At 57.5% G+C, this 23,158-nt stretch carries 22 protein-coding genes; 10 read left to right on the forward strand and 12 right to left on the reverse strand.

All coding sequences use genetic code 11. The features are described 5' to 3' along the window. From arsJ to ACIQ3A_RS00070, 3 genes are all read left to right on the forward strand, one after another. Nucleotides 1-1,251 carry an organoarsenical effux MFS transporter ArsJ gene (arsJ, locus tag ACIQ3A_RS00060; RefSeq protein ID WP_396429701.1) on the forward strand — a complete coding sequence of 417 codons (1,251 nt, stop codon included), beginning with the start codon at nucleotides 1-3 and terminating at the stop codon, nucleotides 1,249-1,251. A gap of 23 nt (nucleotides 1,252-1,274) precedes the next feature. After that, the gene (locus tag ACIQ3A_RS00065; protein ID WP_396429822.1) at nucleotides 1,275-1,607 is read left to right on the forward strand and encodes an ArsR/SmtB family transcription factor; all 333 of its coding nucleotides are present in this window, start codon (nucleotides 1,275-1,277) and stop codon (nucleotides 1,605-1,607) included. A 153-nt stretch (nucleotides 1,608-1,760) separates the two neighbouring features. Continuing rightward, entirely contained in the window at nucleotides 1,761-3,263 is a 1,503-nt protein-coding gene (locus ACIQ3A_RS00070) for an exopolyphosphatase (RefSeq protein ID WP_396429702.1), read from the forward strand. A 29-nt stretch (nucleotides 3,264-3,292) separates the two neighbouring features. Here ACIQ3A_RS00070 and ACIQ3A_RS00075 read toward each other — a convergent pair whose 3' ends face one another. Next, complete coding sequence (locus ACIQ3A_RS00075; protein ID WP_396429703.1) at nucleotides 3,293-3,613, reverse strand: hypothetical protein; 321 nt, start codon at nucleotides 3,611-3,613, stop codon at nucleotides 3,293-3,295. Nucleotides 3,614-3,764: 151 nt separating this feature from the next. Here ACIQ3A_RS00075 and ACIQ3A_RS00080 point away from each other — a divergent pair, with 151 nt between their 5' ends. Further along, entirely contained in the window at nucleotides 3,765-3,920 is a 156-nt protein-coding gene (locus ACIQ3A_RS00080) for a hypothetical protein (RefSeq protein WP_396429704.1), read from the forward strand. Between the two features lie 6 nt (nucleotides 3,921-3,926). On the opposite strand, the gene ACIQ3A_RS00085 is transcribed toward ACIQ3A_RS00080, so the two are convergent. The 8 genes from ACIQ3A_RS00085 to ACIQ3A_RS00120 all read right to left on the reverse strand — a co-directional run bounded on the left by ACIQ3A_RS00085 (nucleotide 3,927) and on the right by ACIQ3A_RS00120 (nucleotide 12,227). Further along, entirely contained in the window at nucleotides 3,927-4,388 is a 462-nt protein-coding gene (locus tag ACIQ3A_RS00085; protein ID WP_396429705.1) for a SixA phosphatase family protein, read from the reverse strand. Between the two features lie 5 nt (nucleotides 4,389-4,393). Further along, nucleotides 4,394-6,478, reverse strand: coding sequence for a polyphosphate kinase 1 (ppk1, locus tag ACIQ3A_RS00090; RefSeq protein WP_396429706.1), 2,085 nt, complete (start codon nucleotides 6,476-6,478; stop codon nucleotides 4,394-4,396). Nucleotides 6,479-6,561: 83 nt separating this feature from the next. Beyond that, nucleotides 6,562-7,596 (reverse strand): glycosyltransferase family 4 protein, encoded by a 1,035-nt coding sequence (locus ACIQ3A_RS00095; protein ID WP_396429707.1) that lies wholly within the window; start codon nucleotides 7,594-7,596, stop codon nucleotides 6,562-6,564. Further along, a complete protein-coding gene (locus ACIQ3A_RS00100; protein ID WP_396429708.1) occupies nucleotides 7,593-8,453 on the reverse strand; it encodes a UDP-2,3-diacylglucosamine diphosphatase in 861 nt (286 codons plus the stop codon). The genes ACIQ3A_RS00095 and ACIQ3A_RS00100 overlap by 4 nt, the downstream gene beginning before the upstream one ends. 56 nt (nucleotides 8,454-8,509) lie before the next feature. After that, nucleotides 8,510-9,355, reverse strand: a complete 846-nt coding sequence (locus ACIQ3A_RS00105; protein ID WP_396429709.1) for a GNAT family N-acetyltransferase — start codon at nucleotides 9,353-9,355, stop codon at nucleotides 8,510-8,512. Between the two features lie 290 nt (nucleotides 9,356-9,645). Then, a complete protein-coding gene (locus tag ACIQ3A_RS00110; protein ID WP_396429710.1) occupies nucleotides 9,646-9,882 on the reverse strand; it encodes a DUF2789 family protein in 237 nt (78 codons plus the stop codon). A gap of 9 nt (nucleotides 9,883-9,891) precedes the next feature. Then, the gene (locus ACIQ3A_RS00115) at nucleotides 9,892-11,592 is read right to left on the reverse strand and encodes a PHA/PHB synthase family protein (RefSeq protein WP_396429711.1); all 1,701 of its coding nucleotides are present in this window, start codon (nucleotides 11,590-11,592) and stop codon (nucleotides 9,892-9,894) included. A 140-nt stretch (nucleotides 11,593-11,732) separates the two neighbouring features. Continuing rightward, complete coding sequence (locus ACIQ3A_RS00120) at nucleotides 11,733-12,227, reverse strand: RrF2 family transcriptional regulator (RefSeq protein ID WP_396429712.1); 495 nt, start codon at nucleotides 12,225-12,227, stop codon at nucleotides 11,733-11,735. 124 nt (nucleotides 12,228-12,351) lie between these two features. On the opposite strand from ACIQ3A_RS00120, the gene ACIQ3A_RS00125 reads away from it, so the two are divergent. From ACIQ3A_RS00125 to ACIQ3A_RS00145, 5 genes are all read left to right on the forward strand, one after another. Further along, entirely contained in the window at nucleotides 12,352-13,341 is a 990-nt protein-coding gene (locus ACIQ3A_RS00125; protein WP_396429713.1) for a MerR family transcriptional regulator, read from the forward strand. A gap of 24 nt (nucleotides 13,342-13,365) precedes the next feature. Continuing rightward, the gene (locus ACIQ3A_RS00130) at nucleotides 13,366-13,905 is read left to right on the forward strand and encodes a hypothetical protein (RefSeq protein ID WP_396429714.1); all 540 of its coding nucleotides are present in this window, start codon (nucleotides 13,366-13,368) and stop codon (nucleotides 13,903-13,905) included. Continuing rightward, the gene (locus ACIQ3A_RS00135) at nucleotides 13,902-15,488 is read left to right on the forward strand and encodes a deoxyribodipyrimidine photo-lyase/cryptochrome family protein (RefSeq protein WP_396429823.1); all 1,587 of its coding nucleotides are present in this window, start codon (nucleotides 13,902-13,904) and stop codon (nucleotides 15,486-15,488) included. Before ACIQ3A_RS00130 ends, ACIQ3A_RS00135 begins: the two co-directional genes overlap by 4 nt. Before the next feature lie 4 nt (nucleotides 15,489-15,492). After that, nucleotides 15,493-16,818 (forward strand): DASH family cryptochrome, encoded by a 1,326-nt coding sequence (locus ACIQ3A_RS00140; RefSeq protein ID WP_396429715.1) that lies wholly within the window; start codon nucleotides 15,493-15,495, stop codon nucleotides 16,816-16,818. A gap of 164 nt (nucleotides 16,819-16,982) precedes the next feature. Then, on the forward strand, nucleotides 16,983-17,924 hold the full coding sequence (locus ACIQ3A_RS00145; protein ID WP_396429824.1) for a DMT family transporter: 942 nt from the start codon (nucleotides 16,983-16,985) through the stop codon (nucleotides 17,922-17,924). A gap of 26 nt (nucleotides 17,925-17,950) precedes the next feature. Here ACIQ3A_RS00145 and ACIQ3A_RS00150 read toward each other — a convergent pair whose 3' ends face one another. The 3 genes from ACIQ3A_RS00150 to ACIQ3A_RS00160 form a co-directional block, all read right to left on the reverse strand. Then, a complete protein-coding gene (locus tag ACIQ3A_RS00150; RefSeq protein WP_396429716.1) occupies nucleotides 17,951-18,232 on the reverse strand; it encodes a hypothetical protein in 282 nt (93 codons plus the stop codon). A gap of 255 nt (nucleotides 18,233-18,487) precedes the next feature. Continuing rightward, nucleotides 18,488-20,641 carry a 3-hydroxyacyl-CoA dehydrogenase NAD-binding domain-containing protein gene (locus tag ACIQ3A_RS00155; RefSeq protein WP_396429825.1) on the reverse strand — a complete coding sequence of 718 codons (2,154 nt, stop codon included), beginning with the start codon at nucleotides 20,639-20,641 and terminating at the stop codon, nucleotides 18,488-18,490. 22 nt (nucleotides 20,642-20,663) lie between these two features. Continuing rightward, a complete protein-coding gene (locus ACIQ3A_RS00160; protein ID WP_396429717.1) occupies nucleotides 20,664-21,869 on the reverse strand; it encodes an acetyl-CoA C-acetyltransferase in 1,206 nt (401 codons plus the stop codon). 121 nt (nucleotides 21,870-21,990) lie between these two features. Here ACIQ3A_RS00160 and ACIQ3A_RS00165 point away from each other — a divergent pair, with 121 nt between their 5' ends. Next, nucleotides 21,991-23,154 (forward strand): acyl-CoA dehydrogenase family protein, encoded by a 1,164-nt coding sequence (locus tag ACIQ3A_RS00165; RefSeq protein WP_396429718.1) that lies wholly within the window; start codon nucleotides 21,991-21,993, stop codon nucleotides 23,152-23,154. Nucleotides 23,155-23,158: the final 4 nt, after the last annotated feature.

A 23,158-nucleotide genomic window follows, 5' to 3' on the forward strand; every position in this document is an offset into this window, starting at 1 on the left:
ATGAATGCCGCAGAACGCCATTACGGCATTGTCACTGCTGCCTATTGGGGCTTCACCCTGACCGACGGCGCTTTGCGCATGTTGGTGCTGCTGCACTTTTACAAGCTCGGCTATTCGCCCTTTACGCTGGCCTTTTTGTTCTTGCTCTACGAAGGCGCAGGCGTGCTGGCCAACCTGATCGGCGGCTGGCTGGCCACACGCTTTGGCATTGCCCGCATGCTCACCGTGGGCCTGGTCACGCAAATCATCGGCTTTGGTTTGCTATCGGCCCTGCAACCAGAGTGGACAGCCGCCATGTCGGTGGCTTGGGTGGTGTTGGCGCAAGGCGTGTGCGGGGTGGCCAAAGACCTGACCAAAACCGCCAGTAAATCGGCCATCAAGATCACACAGGCGCAAGCCAAAGACCAAGGCAAGGGGCAACTCTTCAAGTGGGTGGCCTGGTTCACCGGCAGCAAAAACGCCATGAAGGGCTTTGGCTTTTTCTTGGGCGGTTTGCTGTTGGAGACGCTGGGTTTTCAGGGCTCACTCTGGGTGATGTCGGGCCTCTTGGCTTTGGTGTTGGTGGGTGTGGTCACCAGCTTGCCTCCCATGATGGGCAAGAGCAAACCTTCAGGCTCGACCAAAGAGCTGTTTGCCAAAAACCCAGGCATCAACGCACTGGCCGCCGCTCGCGTGGCTTTGTTTGGCGCGCGTGATGTGTGGTTTGTGGTGGGCGTACCGGTGTTTTTGTACTCAGTGGGCTGGACCTTCACCATGGTGGGTGGCTTTTTGGCGGCTTGGACGATTGGCTACGGCTTGGTGCAGGCCCTGGCCCCGCAACTGGTGCGGCGCAGTGCCGATGGCCTGAGCCATGAAGTACCTGCGGCCCAATGGTGGTCGGCGATACTCACGCTCATTCCACTGGGCATTGCCGCCGCCATCTGGCTGCAAGCGCCACAACTGCAATGGTGGGTGGTGGGGGGGCTGAGCCTGTTCGGCTTTGCCTTTGCCATCAACTCGTCGGTGCACAGTTACTTGGTGCTGGCCTACGCGGGCTCTGAAAAAGCGGCCGAAGACGTGGGTTTTTATTACGCGGCCAACGCGCTGGGGCGTTTCATGGGCACCTTGCTGTCAGGCCTTTTGTACCAGTGGGGTGGGCTGGTGTATGCCTTGCTGGGCTCGGCGCTGATGTTGTTGGTGTGCTGGCTGATGACCTTGCGATTACCCATGGGTTTGCTGACACACACCCCAAAGCAAGAGACCACACTATGAACCCCACTTCTCTATTCAGCATCATGGACGAAGACGTTGCCGTGAAGGCCCTGGCTGCTTTGGCACAAAGTTCACGCCTCAAAGTGTTCAGGGCCATCGTGGGTGCTGGCCCTGAGGGCATTCAGCCCGGCCAACTTTCTCTGGCGCTGGATGTGCCAGCCAACACGCTCTCGTTTCACCTCAAAGAATTGCACCATGCGGCCTTGGTCAGCGTGCAGCGTGAAGGCCGGTTTTTGCGCTACCGCGCTGACCTCGGTGCCATGCAAAGTCTGATGGACTTTTTGACCGCGCACTGCTGCCAGGGCGTTACTTGCAATGAAATGCCTGCTGTGATCCGCGACACTGCCCATTGCTGAAAGTGGTGTGTCGGCTGCATAGGGTCAGAAACTGTCCCGCGTCCGGTATGAATTTTCTTGAGAGCCACCAGCATGACAATATGCATCGGCGTCATCAAAACTTCACACCGCCGTCACATAATCTGAATCTTTCTCGCCCAAGACGTTTTCCGCATGCAAACCAAGTCCCTTTACGCCGCCATTGACCTGGGCTCCAACAGTTTTCGCCTCGAAATTGGCCAAATGGATTCGGGTCAATTGCGGCGGGTTGAATACATCAAGGAGACCGTACGTCAAGGCAACGGCCTAGACGCCGAACGCAACCTGACCCAAGAAGCGATGGAAAGAGGCTGGGATTGCCTGGCACGCTTTGGTGAGCGCATCGCCGGCTTCAAGCCCAGCCAGGTGCGTGCCGTGGCAACACAAACTTTGCGCGAAGCGCGTAACCGCGATGTTTTCCTGAGCACCGCCAAACGCATCCTGGGCTTTCCGATTGAGGTCATCGCGGGCAGGGAAGAAGCCCGACTGATCTATCTGGGGGTTTCGCACCTTTTGCCTCAGTCCGATGAGCGCCGTCTGGTGATCGATATTGGGGGGCGTTCCACCGAAATGATTTTGGGCCAGCGAGAACGGGCCAGCACCTTGGCGTCTTACCGGGTGGGCAGCGTAGGCTGGTCGATGAAGTATTTTCCTGACGGTTTGTGGACGGCGCAGGCCTTCAATGCGGCTGAAATCGGGGCCAAGGCGGTCCTGGACGAAGCCCAAGGCTTGTTCAATCACAGCCATTGGGACAAGTGCTATGGCTCCTCTGGCACCGTGGGGGCCGTATCAGACATATTGATCGCCTCAGGTTGGCCTGCAGATCACATCTCGCGTGAAGGGCTGGCCTGGCTGAAAGACCGTTTAATCAAAGCCCAGAAATTTGACAACCTGCGACTTGAAGGGGTCAAAGAAGACCGCAAACCCGTCATTGGCGGGGGCTTGGCGGTGTTACAGGCAGTCTTTGACTTGCTGCAAATCGATGTCATGCACCCCGCCCAAGGCGCACTCAGGCATGGCGCACTGTATGACTTGATCGACCGCGAAGGTATTCAGGACGTTCGGTCGTCCATGGTGGATTGGCTGGCACAACGTTTTGGCACCGACAAGCTACAGGCCGAGCGGGTTTCACGAACAGCCCAAAACCTGCTGGAAGCATTGATTCCCATCACGCGGGATGCCCCCACAGAAGAACGCCAGCGGTATTTACAAAAACTGCATTGGGCTTGTCAGCTGCACGAAACCGGCATGCGCATCTCACACAGCGATTACCACAAGCATGGTGCTTATATTCTGGACAACACCGACCTGCCTGGCTTCACCCTGAACGAGTTGCACCGCCTGAGCCAATTGGTGCTTGGCCACCGGGGAAAATTGCGCAAACTCGAATCCGAAATGGAAGATGCCAGCTTTGTGCAACAGTTGATGGCGCTGCGGCTCGCGGTCATATTGTGTCATGCCCGACGCGACCCCGACCTGTCGGGCCTTAACATCGGATGTGATCCATTGCGACGCACTGCACACCTGAAAATCAACAGCGCGTGGGCTGAACTTTGGCCACAATCTGCGCACTTGTTACGGGAAGAAAAAGCCGCCTGGCAAAAAACAGACTGGACCTTGCATGTTTCAGTGATCTGAACCCTCAAATACACAGTGCAGCTTGTATTTCAGTGTGTTGGGCGGGCAACGATGGCATCACGCCAAGGTCTTGTCATGCGCAACACAACCGTATAAACTGTATGCACCGTTATTTTTTGAGTTTTAACCACCATGAACTTGACACAAAGTGCTTCAAAAGTATCCTCCCCTGTGGATACCCCAACCAACACCCTCACTAAAAAAAGGCCCCGTTCAGGTGCCCTGAAAAAGTCAACAGCAGCCCCAACACCCGGCAAAGTGGCCAAGACGCCAGAACGCAAAAAGCCACTGACGGTCACATCGCCAGTCAAAGCACCCGTTTCTAAAACAGCCAAGTCAACGGCGGTCAAAGCCCCTGCCAAAAAAGCACGCACCGCGCCTCAACCGCCCGTCGTCAAAAAACCAGCCGCTGCACCCGCCAAACCCTTGAAGGATAAAAAAATCAAAGTGGTTCGTGACAGTTTCACCCTTCCAAAAAGTGAACTTTTGCAAATCGGTGAGATGAAAAAACGCGCTTTGGGCCTGAGTGTCGAAATCAAGAAAAGCGAGCTCATCCGCGCAGGCTTGCAGGCACTCGCCAGCATGACAGACGCCTCCTTCAAGAAAGCTTTGGCCAGCATCCCGACCATCAAGACCGGACGACCTGCCAAGGACTGAGCCTGTTCACAAACGCTCTGGCGAGGTGACAGCCAGCAAAACGGTGTGGTTTGAGCCTTCCCGAGTGCGGTTGCGCAACCACCAAACAGCGCCTTTGCGAATGGCGCATGAGTCTGTAGGCATCCCCAGTAATTGGGCAATGACACCCCCCAGCGCTGGCTGATGCCCTACCAGCAAAACGGGGTACTTGGCGTTGGGCCAGCCCGAAGTTTCCAATACATCCTGGACCGAGGCACCAGGTGACAAGGCATCGCGCACTTTGTATTTCCGGCCCAGGGCACGGACCGTTTGCTCAGCTCTCACGGCAGGGCTGCTCAGGATGCGGGTGCCTTGGGGCAATTGGCTCTCTAGCCAAACTGCCATGCGTTCAGCCTGACGGCGCCCACGGGGCGTCAAGGCCCTTTGCAGGTCGTCTTCAGCAAGATCTTCATCATGGGCTTCGGCATGGCGCCACAACATCAAATCCATCGCAGTCAATCCTGGCTTGTGGCAGCGCCGTAGCGTTGCATCAGGGCACTTTGAGCACCGTGACCAGGGGCCGTCAAGCCCACCCGGTGGTATTGGCCGTCCGCGGCCAAGTCCCATGCGTCGCGGCCATCGTGCAAATAGGCTGTCAGACATTCATCGATGATGCGCTGGCGCAAAACCGGATCAAGCACAGGCCAGGCCAACTCGATCCTGCGCGTCATATTTCGGCTCATCCAGTCGGCACTCGACAAATAGAGCGATTCATCCTGGTCGGCGCAAAAATAAAACACCCGGGAATGTTCCAGAAAACGGCCGATGACCGAGCGGACCCGAATGTTCTCGCTCAATCCCGCGACACGGGCAGGCAACATGCAAGCGCCCCGAACGATCAAATCGATTTTGGCCCCTTTTTGCCCAGCCTCCAGCAAGGCCTCGATCAAGGGCAAATCGGTCAAGGCGTTCATCTTGATGACTATGCGGCCAACAGCACCACGCGCCGCAGCATCTCCCACCGCTGCAATGCGCCTTTGCATATCGTCATGCAACTGAAAAGGCGCCACCAACAAGCGCTTCATTTTGGGCAACCGACTCTGGCTGGCCAGATGGCTGAACAACTGGTCCATGTCAGAGGTTATGTCTGCATCCGCTGTGAGGTAACTGATGTCGGTGTACAGCGATGCGGTTCGGCGGTTGTAATTGCCTGTCGACAAATGGCCATAACGTCGCAGAGAACGCCCTTCGCGGCGAGTGATCAGCAGCATCTTGGCGTGGGTCTTGAGGCCGACGATGCCATAAACCACCTGCACACCAATTGCCTCAAGCTGTTCGGCCCAGTTGATGTTGGCCTCTTCGTCAAAGCGTGCTTTCAGTTCCACCACCGCCGTGACTTCTTTGCCACGGCGCACTGCCTCACGCAGCAAATCCATCATGGTCGGATCGCTGCCCGCGCGGTATATCGTCTGCTTGATGGCCAGCACATTCGGGTCCATGACCGCTTCACGTAAAAACGCGAGTACGCCATCGAAACTCTCAAAAGGCTGGTGAATCATCACGTCCCCCTCTTTGAGCCGCGCAAACACCGACCCGTGTTGCGGAACCTGTGCAGGAAAACTGGCCTCATAAGGTGGAAACAGCAAATCAGGTGCATCGATCAAATCGATGAGCTGCATCAGGCGAACCAAGTTGACTGGCCCATTGACCCGAAATACCGCATGCTCAGGCAGTTGAAACTCCTTGCGCAAAAACTCCGTCAATCGGGGTGAGCAGCTAGCAGACACTTCCAGGCGCACGGCTTGACCGTAATGCCGATGTTGCAGGCCTTGTCGCAAGGCCATGCGCAAATTGGCAATTTCGTCTTCATCCACAGCCAGTTCAGAATGGCGCGTGACCCGAAATTGAGAGAACTGGCCCACTTCACGACCGGGAAACAATTCGGCCAAGTGCGCCCGGATCACACTGGACAGCATGACAAATGCGGTGGTGCCGTCACAGACCCTGGCAGGCAGGGGAATCAGCCGGGGCAAGACACGGGGGACCTTCACAATGGCAATCTCGTTCGACCGCCCGAAAGCGTCTTTGCCCGACAACTGAACAATAAAGTTGAGGGACTTGTTGGCCACCTGCGGAAAAGGATGCGCCGGGTCCAAGCTGACAGGCAGCAGCAACGGCTGCACTTCACGCTGGAAATAGCTTCTCACCCATTGACGCTGCGCAGCATTGCGATCGCCGTGCGACAGGATGCGAAAACCCTTGCGCTGCAAAGTTGGCAGCAAATCGTCGTTGTACAGCGCGTATTGGCGCGCCACCATGGCGCTGGTTTTTTCGGCAATGGCCGCCAAGCTTTCTTGTGTGAATGACCCTGCTTTCAAGCCTTGCAAACTGCCCATCACATGCGGCTCGGCGCGCACCTCAAAGAACTCGTCGATGTTGGAGGACACGATGCACAGATAGCGCAAACGCTCCAGCACAGGCACTTCAGGGCGGTGGGCCCAATCGAGCACCCGTTCGTTAAAGGCCAGGATGCTCAGATCCCTGTCCAGCAAGGCGTACCGATCGCTTGGAAGTGAAGTCTCGACTTTTGTATGAGCCATGGCACGTTGTGAATGAATTGAAAAATCATTCTAAGAAGCTACCGTGTCACTTTGATGACAAGATTGTGAAGAGAGGATTCATCCTATGCCGCTTTGTGAACCGGCACAAGATTCGACACAAAAATCTCCACCGTCTTGGGCCAACCAAAAGTTTCAGCGCGGTGACGTGCCTCGTTCCGGTCAACCAACTGGGACTGCATCACTGCAGTGTGCAAATCCTCCGACAACACACCCCCCACCGCAAGCCCATTGCCATCGCCAAGCACTTGCAAAGGACCGTCTACCGGGTAGGCCGCCACAGGTGTGCCGCAAGCCATCGCCTCCAGCATGACCAAGCCGAATGTTTCGTTGCGGGAGGGAAACACAAACACATCCGCAGCGGCATAGACCTTGGCAAGATGTTGGCGTGGCAATACACCCATCCACACCACATCTGGATAACGCGCCTTGAGTTGCGCCTCCAGGGGGCCGACGCCACACACAATTTTTGTGCCTGAAAGTTTCAAGTCCAAAAAAGCGTCAATGTTCTTTTCGTAAGAGACACGCCCCACAAACAAAGAAAAGGGCCTTGGCAGATCTTGCAACTCAGGTATTTCGAGCGGTTTTACGTGGTGTGCAAACAATGACAAGTCAACGCCGTGTGTCCAGGGTTTGAGCGACTTGAACCCGCGACTTTTCAGCATATCGAGCACACCTTGCGTCGGCACCATCACACCCGAAGAGGGGGCATGAAAGTGACGAAACAAGCCATAGCCCAGAAACAAAGGCACACGCAATGCGGCCTTGAGAATTTCAGGAAACTTGGTGTGAAACGCCGTGGTGAATGGCCAACCCATTTTCAAGCAATGTTTGCGTGCGGCCCACCCCAAAGGACCCTCTGTCGCAATGTGCACAGCATCTGCTTGCAATGCATCGAGCATTGCCGCCAGGGGTTTGTAGGGTCTTACCGCCAAGTCGATCCCTGCATAACCTGGGCAGCTCCGATTTTTGAAAAGCCCAGGATGCATCACAGACACATCGACCCCCAAAGGCCCAAGAGCCTGCACCAACTCATGCAAAGTGGTGACCACCCCATTCACCTGGGGATGCCAGGCATCGGTGATGAGCGCCAGCTTCATGCAGCCACCGCCACCAGGTCAGCGGCTCGGTTGGATGGCAAAGATTTGGCACCCCATCGGATAATCTCCAGGCGCCCATCAGCATGCTCCACAAGGGCTGTTCGACTTTCCACCCAGTCGCCATCGTTGCAATAAAGAATGCCGTTGACATCGCGGATTTCGGCATGGTGAATGTGTCCACAAACCACACCATCGAAACCACGCCGTTTTGCCTCATGCGCCACGGCCACTTCAAAATCACTGATGAAATTCACGGCTTTTTTGACCTTGTGCTTGAGGTAGGCTGACAAGGACCAGTAATCCAGTCCGATGCGAGCCCTGAAACCGTTCAGGTGCCTGTTTACCTTCAAAGTGAATTCGTAGAGCCAGTCGCCCACATAGGCAAGCCACTTGGCACACTGGATCACACCGTCAAAATAGTCACCATGCACCACCCACAATTTGAGCCCTTTGGCTGTGGTGTGCGCCGTTTCATGCACCACCTCCACGCCACCGAAGGCATGCCCCACAAAATGCCGGGCAAATTCGTCGTGGTTACCCGGCACATAAATGACGCGGCAACCTTTGCGTGCCCTGCGCAGCAATTTCTGCACCACATCGTTGTGGCTTTGTGGCCAAAACCAGCGTCTGCGCAGCTGCCAACCATCCACGATGTCTCCCACCAGGTACAACATATCGCTGGGGTGGTGTTTCAAAAAATCAAGCAAGGCCTCAGCCTGGAATCCAGGCGTTCCAATGTGCAAGTCTGATATAAAAATAGCCCGCAGACGATGTCCATCCGCAGCAGAGTCATCTTCATCGTCAGCGAGATCTCGTCCTTCGAATGGATTGACCTCAGTCACCAAGGTCTCATCCATGCCGGCGTAAGAGGTCTTGAAAAGCGCATTGCTTGGCGCTGAGTTGTGCCCAGCCATCATTGGGCACCGGCTGAAAAATGTTTGCGGTAACGGGCAGGCAAGTCGGCGGTACGCATCATCATCGGCAAGTCAGCCGTGTTGAAATCTGGGTCCCAAGCCGGCGCCCCCAAAACCTTGGCACCCAGCCTCAAATAGCCCTTGATCAGCGCAGGTGGCTCGATCGTCAAGTCATGATCCAGCGCATCAACAGGCAAGGGCAGACGCGGGCGCACATGAAACTGAATGCCGGCCAAGTGGGTCTGCCGCAGTTGGTTCCAAACGCTGGCCGCTGCATTCCCGTTGATCACCCCGTTGTGCAGCATGGGAATACTGGCACAACCGATCATGGTGTCCAAGCGGTTGCGGTCCATGAATTCGAACAAGGCCCCCCATAAGGCCATGATGACCCCGCCCTGTCGGTGCTCGGCATGCACGCAGCTTCGACCCAGTTCCACCATGCGTTTGCGCAGACTGCGCAGACGCGTCAAATCAAACTCTGTGTCACTGTAAGTGCTGCCCACACGCTGGGCCTGCTCGGGTGTCAGCACGCGATAAGTGCCAATCACCAAACCCGAATCACTGTGGCGCACCAGCAAATGCTCACAGTAATCGTCAAACAGATCAATGTCATGGCCAGGCACCTTGGTCGAAAGACGAGCGCCCATTTCCGTGCCGAAAACGTCAAACCTCAGTTTTTGGGCTTCGCGCACTTCATCCTGGTGTTTTGCCCATGTGACCTCAATGGCCCCTCGAGTATGACGAGGCAAAAACTCTACACTGGCGTGGGCTCGCGCTGCATGAAGGGGTCCCCGGGGTAAGTTGACAGGCGCCAATGAAATCGCAGGGTTTGACAACTCATTCATCACGACAACTCCTTCAAAACAATGCTTGGATCATTCAGGGTCGTGATGACGAGAAAAAGTATCTTTGATTAAATTTGCATGACACGCGTAGTTTTAATGTCCAACATCAGGAATTTCAATTGCTTCAATACCGCCTTCCTTGACACATCCAAGCACGATTGATTTTTCCAAGACCCTCCACAAAACGCACTTTCAGGGCATCGTTATATGGGGGGCAGTCTTCAGAAAATTGGTCTGATCGGACGCAGGGCCATCACATGCCTTCAAAGGGGTGGAAATTTGTGGATGCCTCAGTTGGCCCTCAAGGCCTCACTCAACTGGTCCACCTGATTGGCCCATTCGGCATCGGCCAGCCATGTTTCGCGCAAAAATTCTGCTTGGGCAGGCGTCCAGAATTCAGCGTCTGGTAGCGCAATGTGTCCTGGTAAAGGACTGTGATCTTGGATGAATTTCGCAATGCTTGGCGCATCACAGGGCAAGCCCATCTGCGCAAAAAGTTCATGAAATGGGTGCCTGCTTGTGTCCATTTTTATCGCTCATTTTTTAAGAACATATTGCCCTGGTGCAGCGATCAACGGCGCCAAGCCCATATCAGGCGCTCCCATAGCGGGCAGCGAATCGGCTTCACCTGAATGAATTTGCAACCAATTCAGCCAGTGCGTCCACCAAGAGCCTTCGTGCTGGACAGCCGCCTGCAACCAGGCGTCAGGGTCCAGGTACGGGCCGTCGTGCAAACGGGTTAGCACTTGGTAGCTGCGCCCCGGCACACCCGGCGGGTTAACGATGCCCACATTGTGGCCCCCTGATGTCAATAAAAAGGTGGTGTCCACATTTGTCAGCAGGTGCAACTTGTGCACCGACCGCCAGGGCGACACATGGTCGCGCACTGTACCGATGCAATAAGTGGGGCATTGGATCGCAGTCAATGCCACGGGTTTGCCATTCACACGGTAGCGTCCACTGGCCAAATCATTTTTTAAAAACATCCGCCTCAAATATTCGGCATGCATGCGGTAGGGCAAGCGCGTGCCATCGGCGTTCCAGGCCATCAGGTCCGTCATCGGTGTTCGCTCGCCCAGCAAATAATCCTTCAGCAAGCGCGACCAGATCAGGTCGTTTGAATTCATCCACTGGAACGCACCCGCCATCTGGGTGCTGTCCAGGTAACCCCGGTCCCACATGATGTCCTCCAGGTGCGCCACCTGGCTGTCGTCAATGAACAGCTCCAGCTCACCAGGCTCAGAAAAATCAGTTTGTGCTGCCAGCAGCGTCATGCTGGCCAAGCGGTCGTCGGCGTCCCTGGCCATGGCCGCAGCCGCGATGGACAACAGCGTACCGCCCAAACAATACCCGACCGCGTGTACTTTGTGTTTGGGCACCACGGCGCACACCACCTCTAAGGCGTCCAGCACGCCCATGCGCAAATAGTCTTCCATGTCCAGATCACGGTCATCGGCATCCGGGTTGGCCCAGGACATGGCAAACACGGTGTGCCCGTTATCCACCAGGTACTTGATCAGCGAATTGTGAGGTGACAAATCGAGAATGTAATATTTCATGATCCACGATGGCACGATCAGCACAGGCTCAGGTCTCGCCTGAGGGGTGACGGGCGTGTACTGAATCAACTCGATCAAGTGGTTGCGGTAAATGACTTGCCCAGGCGTGATGGCCACGTTGCGCCCGACCTGATAAGCCTCAGTGCCTTTGGGAGGCTGGCCCGACTGCCAGCGCTGAGTGTCTTCGAGCCAATTCACAAAGCCCTGACGCAAGTTGGCCCCTATGGTTTTTTCCGTCCGTTCCAGCACCTCGGGATTCGTTATCACAAAATTGGCTGGCGACAACATGTCAAGGCATTGTCGGGCTGTGAAATTGACCACCGACTCGTGGTGTGGCGAAACGCCTCGCACCCCGGTGGTGGCCTCATGCCACCATTGCTGTGTCAGCAAAAACGATTGGCTGATGGCATTGAAAGGCCAACCCTGCCAGCTCGGGTGTGAAAACCGGGTGTCGTGCACCATCGGTTCGATGCAAGGTTTGCAATCTTTTTTTTGGGCTTGGGCCGCGTAGTTGACCAGCTGCTGCGTGCTTTGCAAAGCCAACTGAAGCAACTTGAGTTGCTCAGCAGGGTTCAGGGACAGATGCGTGGCCCAGTCGTCAAATGCCATGCGCAAGGACGCTGTCGACACGCCCCGCGTGAGCGGTGATACTTGGGAATGGGCCCAACGGTCCAGCATGGGCCCAGGACGTGGGGTATCGACAGGAAGGGTGTGGCGAAAAACAGTCACCCAGTCATGCTAGGGCAGGCCATCGCCCTTGAACATTGGCCTTTGGGTGTGTTTGCATTCACCGATGGGCAGATACCCGTCGGCAGGGTTCAAAGCATCATGCTCAGTTGAAACACCGAGTTTGGCGCCTTCGGTATGAAAGGTGCGGGCATTGGCTTCAGGCGAAATTGGCCCAACATGGATGAGACGCTGGCATCACGTGGCATGAAAGGTACAGCCACATCGTCCAGGGTTTGAGATGCCAAGGCCTCTTGCAAGTGCCTTTGAATTTCAGACTCCAGCGCCTTCATTGGGTGCGCGTTGTCGGGGTACACCTCGTCGAAGCTGTGCACCACTTCAAAGTGTTTCACCACATCCCACAGACTGATGTCTTCAGGGTTGCCGCGAATTTGGTAACCGCCCCCGGGACCGCGGTGGGCGCGGATCAAACCCGCCTCACGCAGTTCTTTGAGTATCGACTCTGTGTAAGAGGACGACAGCCCCAAACCCGCAGCAATCTCTTCGGTCGTCACAGGCTCTATCGCCGAGCGTGAAGTAATAAAAACCGCAATGTCGACGGCCTTGGCTGTTTTCTTCAGGATCATGAATAGCTCCTCATTGGAGTGGTTATTGTATGTTTTAAACCATAAAAAACCACTCACAAGCTATTTATTTTCACAATTATTCTGTTTATACCGTAAAATAACTACTCAATACATAAACAAGACAATGACCCATCCTCCTTTGACAAGTCAGGTGCTTTACCGCATCGGTGTGGTTTCCAAACTCAGCGGCGTGCCTGTGCCAACCTTACGCATCTGGCAAACACGCTACAACGCGTTTTCGCCCACCACCACCCAAGGGCAACACAGGCTATACAACGAAGAGGATTTGCGAAAAGCCGCGTTGCTGAAATCGCTCACGGGCCAAGGCCACGGCATCAGCCTGATTGCGGGTTTGTCCACAGAGCAGTTGAAGCAACTGCTGCAAACAGGCGCAGACATTGCAAACGCACCAACTCAGCGGCCGGCCCTGGCCAATGTCGCATGGGTGGTAGTCGGGGCCAATTTGGCCAGCCGCATGCAGTCTGAAACATTCAGTGCCACACGACTCGGGCAACCCATGCACATTCACAAGGTGTGGGCAGATCTGGCCGAAGCGAGTGGCGCTCAACTGGACCCAGCCCCTGACGTGCTCGTGGTGTCAGTGAATGGCTTGAACGACAGCACCGCTGAGCAGATTTTGACTTTGTCTCAAAAGCTGGCTGCAAGGCAAACCGTGGTGCTTTACAGCTTCGGACAGTTGAACGCCATCGCCAAGCTGGGCCGCGCATCTTTTTTGGTGCACCATGAGCCACTGAACGATCTGGCCCTGGCCACCATCATTCAAAGCGCACGCCCTCCGCTTTATGCCCCCTCGTGGGTGGTGGAGAGTTTGGCCACACCGATTCCCTCTCGCCAATTTTCAGATGCGGTTTTGCAACGCGTGGTCAATATCCCAAGCCAGGTGATGTGCGAATGCCCCCGGCACGTTGCCGAACTCATTGGCCAGCTGGGTCGATTCGAAGACTACAGCCGCAATTGCCTTAACGAAAGTCCCAAGGACGCCGAACTGCACCAGCAACTGAACACCATGGCCGCTTCAGCCAGGGCTTTGTTTGAAAAGGCGCTGCAAATGGTGGCCACACACGAAGGCATTTCATTGGCAGAAAGTGCTTGATCCTTTCAACGCCAAAGACTGCTCATGAAACGCCACGTCGCCGCGACCCTGCTGGGGGTGCTTGGTTTCCTGATCATCGATGGCCACGTTGACTGGGTTCAGCAAGACAACAGGACCCTGCTGGAGGTCAGCGGGCAGCGGTTTGACCCCAAAGGCTGGATGGCTGAGCACTGGCGGCAACTCCAGCGAGACTGCAGCCCGGTGCACAACGACCTCGCCAACCCCACCACGGCCACGGCTGTCCTTCATGTCATTCAACAACACAGCCTGCCGGATTCGCTCGAAGCCAAGCTGCTGCAACTGCACAGACAAACCGACTGGGCCATTGCCGAAGTGGTCTTCAAAACCTTGAACCCCAGCATCGTGGTACTGCACCAGGCCCAGGGTGATTGGAGAATTCAAGAAAATGCTGTCTGGAGTGGCTCAACCGCGCCCTGGTTGGCCGCTGACTTTGTGCGAAGGTATTTGCAACAACAGGTTCCAGAATTGCCCCGGGCTTTGTTGAGTTGCGTCCCCATTGAAGGCAGCCGTTACGCAGCCACAGCAACAGGGCCATGGCTGTGACTTACCGAGTGGTCTGGTTCAAACGCGACTTGCGCCTGCACGACCACGCGGCGCTGGTGCATGCCGCCAACCAGGGCCCAGTGCTGTGCCTCTACATCTTGGAGCCTAATCTGTGGACCCAGCCCGATGCAGCTTTGCAGCACTTTGAATTTGTGCGCGAATCGCTGGCCGAACTGCACACCGAATTACTCGCCTTGGGTGGCAGCTTGCAGGTGCGGGCAGGGTCAGCCGTCCAGGTGCTGGCATCGCTGTATCAGCAAGCCCCTTTTGCCGAGCTGGTATCGCACATGGAAACTGGTAACGCTTTCACTTATGAGCGTGATCTGCAAGTGGGTGCGTGGTGCCGAAGCCTGGGGCTGACATGGACTGAGTTTGCGTCATTTGGGGTGGTGCGCCGCCTTAAAAACCGCAACACCTGGCAAGGCCAATGGGAAGCGCACATGGCCAAACCGCAAGCGGTTTTACCCGCGCTGAATTTTTTCAATGCGACTGAGTCGCAAGGCCCTGAGGTGATGGTCGCACCCACTGCACTGCGGCACAACCCTGCGCAGCGCCAGCATGGCGGGCGCAGTCTGGCGGTTGACACCTTGCACAGTTTTCTGAATGCGCGGGCGCTGGGCTACAGGGGCGGAATTTCGTCGCCCCTGTCTTCGCCCGATGCGTGTTCACGCCTGTCGACTTATCTGGCTTGGGGCTGCATCAGCCTGCGTGAAGTGGTGCAAAGCACTCGGGCCACTCTGGATGCGTTGCCAACACAAGCATTCAGGCACCGGGCGGGCCTGACCGGCTTCATTAGCCGTTTGTATTGGCACTGCCACTTCATTCAAAAGCTTGAAAGCGAGCCTGAAATCGAATGGCGCAACATGCATCGGGGCTACGATGGCCTGCGAGAAGACAGCTGGAGCGATGCGCACTTTGAAGCCCTGACCTCGGCACGCACCGGCTGGCCCATGGTGGACGCCTGCGTCGTCATGCTGCGCGAAACGGGCTGGCTCAACTTTCGCATGCGGGCCATGCTGGTGTCGGTGGCTGCTTACCCGCTGTGGCTCGACTGGCGACCTGTGGGCCAGTGGCTGGCCACCCAGTTTCTGGACTACGAACCCGGCATCCACTGGAGCCAGCTTCAAATGCAATCGGGCACCACCGGCATCAACACCACCCGGGTCTACAACCCAGTCAAGCAAGCCCAGGACCATGACCCCAAGGGCATCTTTGTGCGCCGCTGGTTGCCGCACATGCGGCGCGTGCCCGATGCCTGGCTGTTTGAACCCTGGCGCATGCCCACCGAAGTGCAGCGCCAGTGCGGACTGACCGTGGGTGTGGACGTTCCCGAACCGGTGGTGGACCTGGCTGAAGCCACCCGCACCGCCAAAGCTGCGTTGCACGCACGACGGGCAGACCCTGATGTGAAAGCCGGTAAAAAAGCTGTTGTCGACAAACACGCCTCGCGCAAACACGGCAGCGGCCACCAACGCGACGTGTTCACACGCGACAACGACGCCCCCAAAACCAGCCGCAAAAAAGCGGTCAAGTCCTCTGCATCCAACACCTCACCCAGCCAGCAACTGGGCTTTGATTTTTAATACCATGCGCAGCACGATTTTCTGGTTCCGAAACGACTTGCGCCTGCATGACTCACGCACCTTGCTGCAAGCGGTTGCACATGCCACACAACACGGCCAACGTTTGCTGCTGGTGTATGCCCACGACCCCGCGCAAGACGAAGCCACGGCCTGGGGCTTTCGGCGCATGGGTGCACACCGCAGGCGCTTTGTGGCCGACAGCCTGCAAGACCTGATCGCATCGCTGCAAGCACTAGGCCAACAATTGCTGTTGCTGCATGGCCCTGCCCATGAGGCTTTGGCCGAGTGCGCCAGGCGCGTACAGGCGCAAGCCATCTTTTGTGAAGACATCGCCGCCCCCGAAGAGCAAGCCCAGGTGCAAGCCTTGCGGGCCGCAGGCTTCACGGTGAACACCGTGTGGCAGTCCAGCTTGCTGGAGCCCGAAAAACTGCCCTTCAGCGTGGTCGACATGCCGCAAGTCTTCACGGCGTTCCGCCAGCGCATTGAAGCGGCAGGTGTGCTGCCTTTGGCACCGCTGGCAGCACCCCGCCTTTTGCCGCCGCCCCCTGAACTGGCCGTGTTGAGCACACTGCCTGGATGGACCGATACCCCCTGGACCCTGATGTCGTTGGACCAGCCCTTGGGCTTGGATGACCCGTCAAATTCCCCCCACCACCTCCCCCGCTGCCAAGGCGGCGAAACCAGCGCCCTGGCCCATTTGCAAAGCTACCTGACGCCCCCCTGGCCCGATCGCTACAAGCAAACCCGCAATGCCTTACAAGGCCAGCACACCAGCAGCCACTGGTCGCCGTGGCTGGCCACGGGCGCGCTGTCAGTGCGCACCATCTGGGCCGCATTGCAGGCCTACGAGCAGCAACACGGCGCCAACGACGGCACATATTGGCTTTGGTTTGAGTTGCTTTGGCGTGACAACTTCAGATTTTTGCACCTGCAACATGGCCGCCAGCTTTACGCGGCCCGCGGCTTGTCAGAGCTTGCCCGACCCTCGCACTTTCCCAAAGACTTTCAACGCTGGTGCGATGGCAACACCGGCGAGCCCATTGTGGATGCGGGCATGCGAGAGCTGGCCAGCACGGGCTACACCTCTAACCGCATACGCCAGATCGTGGCCAGTTATCTGGTGCATGACCTGGCTTGCGACTGGCGTTCAGGCGCCGCCTGGTTCGAATCGCAACTGGTGGACTTTGATGTGTACAGCAACCAGGGCAACTGGCTGTATGTCTCTGGCCGTGGCACAGACCCGCGTCAGGGCCGGCGCTTTAACCCTGCCAAACAAACCCAGGACCACGACCCTCAGGGGCGTTATCAGAAGGTCTGGCTGTCGAGCTGAACGACGGCCGAGACAGCACGGATAATCTCTGGCATGTACCGAATTCAATCCTGCGGCGATAACTTGCCCCTGCACCCCTTGGCGATTTGGCACAACTGGCAGTTGCCCGCCTGTCAGACCTGATACCCACGCCTGAAAACCCCATGCCCCAAAACGCAACCGCCATGTGGGGCGGTGTCTTCTTTTCTCTGGCCGCTGGAATGATGTGGGGCCTGGTCTTTGTCGGCCCGCTGATGCTGCCCGAATACCCCGCTGCGTTGCACACCTTTGGCCGCTACCTGGCCTTTGGCCTCATCGCTTTGCCACTGGCCTTTGTAGACCGCGCCGACATCCAGCGGCTGAGCCGTGCCGACTGGCTGGCTGCGCTCAAGCTGGCAGCGATTGGCAACGTGCTTTATTACCTGTTTTTGGCCAGCGCCATCCAGCGTGCCGGAGGCGCCCTGCCCACCATGATCATCGGCACGCTGCCGGTGGTGATCGCCATTGCGGCCAATCTGCTCAACCACCAGCGCGACGGGCGTTTTCCTTGGTTGCAACTCGCACCACCGCTTGCACTCATTTTGCTGGGCATTGCCTGCGTCAACCATGTAGAGTGGACGGCACTGGTGCAAAACCCACATGCTGACACCACGCGATACATCACAGGTGCAGTGCTGGCCATAGGCGCAGTGGTTTGCTGGACCTGGTACCCCCTGAAAAATGCCGACTGGCTGCGCGGCCACCCCGACCGCAACCCCCGCGTGTGGGCCACCGCCCAAGGCCTGGCCACCCTGCCCCTGGCCTTGTTGGGCTATGCTGCCTTCTGGTTATGGACAAGCGCAACGAACGACCCACTGCCCATGCCACTGGGGCCACGGCCACTCGAATTTTTGGGCCTCATGGTCGCCATCGGCCTGTTCTCATCTTGGCTGGGCACGCTGTGCTGGAACGCCGCCAGTCAGCGCCTGCCCACCGCCCTGGCTGGGCAACTCATCGTGTTTGAAACCCTGGCTGCGCTCGGCTACGCTTTTTGGCTGCGCGGCCAATGGCCTGAACCGCTCACTCTGGCAGGCATTGCACTGCTGGTGGCAGGGGTCATCGGTGGGGTGCGGGTCAAGGCGATTTGAGGGTGTTTTAAGGCCATCACCGATTTTCAAAACTGCCGGCGCATCACCAAGCCCACAGAATGGCGACTGATGACGGGCGTGAGCCCGTATTTCTCCATCCACCATGCGCCCAAGGCGGCCCCTGCCACATGAGAGGCTATGTCCAAGTAAGAACTGGAACGCTTGGCACCCTGTGAGATCTGGTAACTTTCTGAAAGCACAATGCCTGCGCTGCTGACGGCAAAACCGATCCATGCGCGGTTTTCAGAATCACTGTAATAGCGCGTGACTGCGCCCGCCAACAAAGCGCCGCCGGTGGCATGGCTCAACTCACTGCTCCAACTGTCACTGGCGTGGCATGTCCCCATGAATCCGCAAAGCAGCCACGCACAAAATAATTTCATCGCCATCCCACCATTTGTGACACTCGGCGGCATGCCCACTCATTCAGAACGGTCACACCGCTGCTCTAAAACACGTGTTTATTTTCAAGCCATTCGATACCGTGGTGCTGTGCGACAACACACGCACCCACAGGCTGATGACTCTGCGTGTGTTGTGAATGAGCGTTCTGAGACCCGGCTTCAGTACACGGGCTGATGCTGCTTCAAGCTCGCCATGACTTCAGCCGTCAACACAAACCCCGCACCATACTGCGCCGCCAGTTCAGCGCAGCGTTTGGCGAACGCATCCACTCCCTGGGCGTAGATGAATTGCAAGGCGCCGCCTGTCCAGGCCGGAAAACCGATGCCAAAGATCGAGCCAATGTTGCCGTCGTGCACCGAAGTCAGCACGCCTTCTTGCAAGCAACGTGCAGTCTCGACGGCTTGGCGATAAAGCAGTCGGTCCTTGATGTCTTGCAGGCTGTAGCGCGCATCTGCTTTCTCGAAACGGGTTTTCAGCTCGGGCCACAACTGTTTTTTCTGGCCAGCGGGATAGTCATAAAAACCTCCGCCTGCGGCGCGGCCAGCGCGTTTGAGTTCTTTGACCATGCGCTCCACCAGCAACTCACCAGGCGTGGCCTGGTATGTTTTGCCTTCCTTGGCCAAGTCGTCCCGGGTCTGGTCCAGCACGTGCACCGACAACGACAAGGCGGTTTCGTCCAGCACGGCAAACGGCCCTACGGGCATGCCCACTTGCATGGCCAAGTTCTCGATCACGGGCGCAGGGATGCCTTCACCCAGCATGGCCGCACCCTCCATGACAAAGGTGCCAAAGGTCCGGCTGGTGTAGAAACCACGCGAGTCGTTCACCACGATCGGCAGCTTGCCCAGCGCCTGCACATAGTCGTAGGCTCGGGCGATGGTCTCGTCATCGGTCTGTGCCCCGCGAATGATCTCGACCAGCTGCATCTTGTCGACCGGGCTGAAGAAATGGATGCCCACAAATTTGTCGGGCCTGGCGCTGGCTTGGGCCAAACCGCTGATGGGCAAGGTGGAGGTGTTGCTGGCAAAGAAACCGCCTTCGGCCAACATGGGCTCGGCCTCTTGCGTGACACGGGCCTTGAGCTCGCGGTTTTCAAACACGGCTTCGATGATCAGGTCGCAGCCCTTCAGGTCTTGCGCGCTGGCCGTGGGCTGGATCAGTGACAACAAAGCCGCTTGTTTGTCCGCCGCCATGCGGCCTTTGTCCACGCGCTTTTGCGTGAGTTTGTGGCTGTAGGCCTTGCCTTTTTCAGCAGCTTCAATGCTCACGTCTTTGAGCACTGAGGGGATGCCCCGGCTGGCTTGCGAATACGCGATGCCCGAGCCCATCATGCCCGCACCCAGAATGCCCACCTTTTGTGGCCTGTAACGCGGCACATCTTTCGGGCGGCTTTGGCCGCCCTTGATGCTGTTCATGTTGAAGAAAAAGGTGTTGATCATGTTGCGTGCCACCTGGCTGGTCATCAGACCCGCCAGGTAACGGCTTTCGATGCGCATGGCGGTGTCGAAGTCCACCATCGCCCCTTCGACCATGGCAGCCAGTGCCGCTTCGGGGGCGGGGTACAAGCCGCGTGTTTTTTGTTTCAGCACCGCTGGGGCCACGTTCAGCATGCCCGCGATTTTGGGGTTGCTGGGCGTGCCGCCAGGCATCTTGTAGTCCTTGCGGTCCCAGACATGCTGGGCTGCTTCAGGCTGGCCTTGCGCTGCAGCGATAAAGGCCAAGGCACGCGGTCGCAGCTGGTCATCGCTGTCCACCAACTCATGCACCAGGCCCAACTTGACGGCTTCAGCGGGGCCAAAGAGTTTGCTCTCCAGCACATAGGGCTGCGCGGCCAGCAGGCCCAGTTGGCGCGTCATTTTGGTGATGCCGCCGCCACCGGGAATCAATCCCAGCGTGACTTCGGGCAGACCGAATTGTGTTTTGGGGTTGGCCGTGGCGATGCGGTGGTGGCCGATCAAAGCCACTTCCCAGCCGCCGCCCAAGGCCGAGCCATTCAGGCAGCTGACCACCGGCACGCCCAGTGTTTCGAGGGTGCGAAAAGCTTTCTTGATGCCTTCAATCTCCACAAAGACACGCGGGCCGTCCGAGGCTTGCGAGCGCATCACGCCCTTGAGGTCGGCCCCCGCAAAAAACGTGGACTTGGCCGAGGCCAGGATGACGCCCTTGATCTGAGCTTTGTCTTTGAGGACTTGCTCGGCCGCCTGAGTCAGGTCGGCCTGCCATTGCAGGCACATGGTGTTGACCGGCGAGCCCTGCTCGTCAAAGGTGATGGTGGCGATGCCTTCGACCAGTTCGTAGCGCAGTGTTTTCAAAATCATCTCGGTGTCTCCCCAATCAAACGCGTTCAACGATGGTGGCGATGCCCATGCCGCCGCCCACACACAAAGTGGCCAGGCCGTAGCGCAGCTTTCGACGGTGCAACTCGTCAATCAGGATGCCCAAAATCATCGCCCCTGTGGCGCCCAGCGGGTGGCCCATGGCGATCGCACCACCATTCACGTTCACTTTGTCATGTGGCACATGCATCTCCTGCATAAATTTCATGGGCACCGCTGCAAAAGCTTCGTTGATCTCGAACAGGTCAATCTGGTCAATCGTCAGCCCTGCCTTGGCCAAAGCCTTGCGCGCTGCCGGCATGGGGCCGGTGAGCATGATGGTCGGATCTGCCCCCGACAAGGCGGCCGCCACGATGCGTGCACGGGGTTTCAGGCCGTAGATTTTTCCAGCGGCTTCGCTGCCGATCAGCACCGCTGCAGCGCCGTCCACAATGCCTGACGAATTGCCTGCGTGGTGCACATGGTGGATGCGCTCGACCTGCGGGTAGCGCTGCAAGGCCACCGCGTCAAAGCCCATGGCACCCAGTTGCTCAAACGAAGGCTTGAGGCCGCCCAAAGTTTCCACTGTGGTGGCGGGTTTGATGAATTCGTCTTGCGCCAGAATGATCTGCCCCAGTTTGTCCCTGACCGCCACCACCGAGCCATCAAAGTAGCCCGCCGCACGCGCTGCCGTGGCGCGTTTTTGTGATTCCACCGCAAAGGCGTCCACATCGCGGCGGCTGAAACCGCTCATGGTGGCGATCAGGTCGGCCCCAATGCCTTGCGGCACGAACAGCGTGGCGCTGTTGGTCTCGGGGTCTTGCGCCCAGGCACCACCGTCCGAACCAATGGGCACGCGGCTCATGCTCTCCAAGCCGCCAGCCACCACCAGGTCTTCCCAGCCGCTGCGCACTTTCATGGCGGCCATGTTGACCGCCTCCAGGCCAGAGGCGCAAAAGCGGTTGATCTGAACGCCCGAACAGCGCCAGTCCCAGCCCGCAGCCAGTGCGGCCACTTTGGGAATCACTGAGCCTTGCTCACCAATCGGCGACACCACGCCCATGACCACATCGTCCACCGCGGTGGTGTCCAGCTGGTTGCGACTTTGTAATTCACGCAATACACCCGCCAGCAAACTGATGGGCTTGACCTCGTGCAGGCTGCCATCTTTTTTGCCTTTGCCACGCGGTGTCCGTATGGCGTCGTATACAAATGCTTCGCTCATGAATGTCTCCTGGAGGTCATCAGGGGGTTTGCCCTGTGTTGCGGGGTTCGGCATTCAGTATAGACTTTTACCAAGCAATCGCTTTGTATAAATAAACCCCGAAGTCTTGAAGGTGACAGCCATGATTGAACGCACACTTTTCTCCACTGAGCATGAAGCTTTTCGCGACAGCTTTCGCCGCTTCATGGACAAGGAAATAGCGCCCCACCACGCGGCTTGGGAAGATCAAGGCTATGTCGATCGCACCGTCTGGAACAAAGCCGGTAACAACGGCTTTTTGTGCATGACACTGCCTGAGGCCTATGGTGGATCGGGCGCTGACAAGCTGTACTCGGTGGTGCAGATGGAAGAGCTTTCACGCGCCGGATTCACTGGCATTGGGTATGGCTTGCACAGCGAGATCGTGGCCCCTTACATCCTGCATTACGGCACCGACGCACAAAAGAAAAAGTACCTGCCCAAGCTGGTCAGCGGTGAGATGGTGGGCGCGATTGCCATGAGTGAACCGGCAGCAGGCTCAGACCTGCAAGGCGTGAAGACCAGCGCATTGCTGCAGCCTGATGGCACTTACCTCATCAACGGCAGCAAGACCTTCATCACCAACGGCTGGCATGCCGACCTGGTGATCCTGGTGGCCAAGACCGACCCAGCTGCAGGGGCCAAAGGCACCAGCCTGTTTTTGATCGAGCGCGGCATGCCCGGCTTTGAAAAGGGCAAACGATTGAAGAAGTTGGGGCTGAAGGCGCAAGACACCTCCGAGCTGTTCTTTGACAACGTCAAGGTCAGTGCTGACCAACTGCTGGGCGGCACGGCCATGCAGGGCAAGGGCTTCATCTGCCTGATGGAGCAACTGCCCTGGGAGCGCCTGCAAATCGCCATTGGCGGCATTGCTGCTGCGCAAGCGGCCATCGACTGGACGGTGCAGTACGTTAAAGACCGCAAGGTCTTTGGCCAGTCGGTCGCCAATTACCAAAACACCCGCTACACCCTGGCCGAGTTGCAAACCGAGGTGCAAGTGGCCCGCGTGTTTGTCGACAAATGCAGTGAGCTGATCCTGGACAACAAACTCGACACGGCAACAGCCAGCATGGCCAAGTACTGGTGCTCGGACTTGCAATGCAAAGTGATGGACGAGTGCGTGCAATTGCACGGTGGCTATGGCTACATGTGGGAATACCCCATCACCCGCGCCTATGCCGATGCCCGTGTGCAACGTATCTATGGCGGCACCAACGAGATCATGAAGGAAGTGATTTCGCGCGACATGGGTTTGACGGGACGATGAGCGC

Source organism: Limnohabitans sp. (genome assembly GCF_044361985.1).
GTDB lineage: Bacteria > Pseudomonadota > Gammaproteobacteria > Burkholderiales > Burkholderiaceae_C > Limnohabitans_A.

Bases quoted from the DNA above. Each gene is read 5' to 3' on its own strand.
- ACIQ3A_RS00140 (WP_396429715.1), top strand. From the start codon at position 15,493: ATGCGCAGCACGATTTTCTGGTTCCGAAACGACTTGCGCCTGCATGAC.
- ACIQ3A_RS00115 (WP_396429711.1), bottom strand. From the start codon at position 11,592: ATGCTGGACCGTTGGGCCCATTCCCAAGTATCACCGCTCACGCGGGGC.
- ACIQ3A_RS00105 (WP_396429709.1), bottom strand. From the start codon at position 9,355: ATGAATGAGTTGTCAAACCCTGCGATTTCATTGGCGCCTGTCAACTTA.
- ACIQ3A_RS00145 (WP_396429824.1), top strand. From the start codon at position 16,983: ATGTGGGGCGGTGTCTTCTTTTCTCTGGCCGCTGGAATGATGTGGGGC.
- ACIQ3A_RS00110 (WP_396429710.1), bottom strand. From the start codon at position 9,882: ATGGACACAAGCAGGCACCCATTTCATGAACTTTTTGCGCAGATGGGC.
- arsJ (WP_396429701.1), top strand. From the start codon at position 1: ATGAATGCCGCAGAACGCCATTACGGCATTGTCACTGCTGCCTATTGG.
- ACIQ3A_RS00065 (WP_396429822.1), top strand. From the start codon at position 1,275: ATGGACGAAGACGTTGCCGTGAAGGCCCTGGCTGCTTTGGCACAAAGT.
- ppk1 (WP_396429706.1), bottom strand. From the start codon at position 6,478: ATGGCTCATACAAAAGTCGAGACTTCACTTCCAAGCGATCGGTACGCC.
- ACIQ3A_RS00165 (WP_396429718.1), top strand. From the start codon at position 21,991: ATGATTGAACGCACACTTTTCTCCACTGAGCATGAAGCTTTTCGCGAC.
- ACIQ3A_RS00095 (WP_396429707.1), bottom strand. From the start codon at position 7,596: ATGAAGCTGGCGCTCATCACCGATGCCTGGCATCCCCAGGTGAATGGG.
- ACIQ3A_RS00160 (WP_396429717.1), bottom strand. From the start codon at position 21,869: ATGAGCGAAGCATTTGTATACGACGCCATACGGACACCGCGTGGCAAA.
- ACIQ3A_RS00080 (WP_396429704.1), top strand. From the start codon at position 3,765: ATGAAAAAACGCGCTTTGGGCCTGAGTGTCGAAATCAAGAAAAGCGAG.
- ACIQ3A_RS00130 (WP_396429714.1), top strand. From the start codon at position 13,366: ATGAAACGCCACGTCGCCGCGACCCTGCTGGGGGTGCTTGGTTTCCTG.
- ACIQ3A_RS00070 (WP_396429702.1), top strand. From the start codon at position 1,761: ATGCAAACCAAGTCCCTTTACGCCGCCATTGACCTGGGCTCCAACAGT.
- ACIQ3A_RS00125 (WP_396429713.1), top strand. From the start codon at position 12,352: ATGACCCATCCTCCTTTGACAAGTCAGGTGCTTTACCGCATCGGTGTG.
- ACIQ3A_RS00100 (WP_396429708.1), bottom strand. From the start codon at position 8,453: ATGGATGAGACCTTGGTGACTGAGGTCAATCCATTCGAAGGACGAGAT.
- ACIQ3A_RS00120 (WP_396429712.1), bottom strand. From the start codon at position 12,227: ATGATCCTGAAGAAAACAGCCAAGGCCGTCGACATTGCGGTTTTTATT.
- ACIQ3A_RS00085 (WP_396429705.1), bottom strand. From the start codon at position 4,388: ATGGATTTGATGTTGTGGCGCCATGCCGAAGCCCATGATGAAGATCTT.